Genomic DNA, 947 nt, shown 5'->3' on the forward strand with positions numbered 1-947 from the left:
GGCCCCGCCCCGGCCACGCCCCCACCCCGGCACAGCCGCACCAATTGACGGTCCGTCAGAAACGCTCGTACGGTCCCCGTATGCCCGTCACGGCGTACGACCTCACCGGCCGCACCGCGTTCGTCACCGGAGCCGCGAGCGGCATCGGCCGCGCCTCGGCGCTCCTGCTCGGAGAGGCCGGCGCCACCGTGCACTGCGCGGACCGCGACACCGAGGGCCTGCACGAGACGGCGACCCTGATCAAGGACGGCGGCGGCACCGTCCGCACCCACGACCTCGACGTCACCGACCGCGCCCGGCTGAGGCAGGCCATCACCTCCTGCGAGCGCCTGGACGTCCTGGCCGCGATCGCCGGGATCATGCACAGCAGCCCGGTCCTGGAGACCCGGGACGAGGACCTCGACCGGGTGCTCGACGTCAACTTCAAGGGAGTGCTGTACGCCTGCCAGGAGGCGGCACGCCTGATGATCTCCCGGGGCACCGGGGGCAGCATCGTCACCATGGCCTCGGGTGCCGTCGACACCGGCGCGCCCGGCCTGCTCTGCTACGGCGCGGCCAAGGCGGCGGTGGTCCAGCTGACCAAGACCCTCGCGACCGAGGTCGGCCGGCACGGCATCCGCGTCAACGCGGTCGCACCGGGCTGGATCCGTACCCCCATGACCGACCGCCACGACAGCGAGGCCCAGGCACGCACCGAGGCCGTCATGGCCCGCATGTCACCCCTGGGCAGGATCGGCGCCCCCGAAGACATCGCCCACGCGGTCCTCCACCTGGCATCCGACGCCTCCGCCTTCACGACGGGCCAGATCATCCGCCCGAACGGCGGCGTGGCGATGCCCTGGTAAGGCACACCCGCCGGCCCTAGCAAGATTCCCCGAAGTCACCCCCGCCGACCCAAGCAAGATCCCCCGAAGTCACACCCGCCGCGACACCACACCCCGGCCCCC

1 protein-coding gene is annotated in these 947 nt (G+C 72.7%); it reads left to right on the forward strand.

Features of this window, described 5'->3' with window-relative positions; translation table 11 throughout:
- Positions 1 to 80: 80 nt before the first annotated feature.
- Complete coding sequence (locus CA983_RS44115) at positions 81 to 845, forward strand: SDR family NAD(P)-dependent oxidoreductase (protein WP_086606155.1); 765 nt, start codon at positions 81 to 83, stop codon at positions 843 to 845.
- Positions 846 to 947: the final 102 nt, after the last annotated feature.

The organism is Streptomyces swartbergensis, from assembly GCF_002148965.1.
Classification (GTDB): Bacteria; Actinomycetota; Actinomycetes; order Streptomycetales; family Streptomycetaceae; genus Streptomyces; species Streptomyces swartbergensis.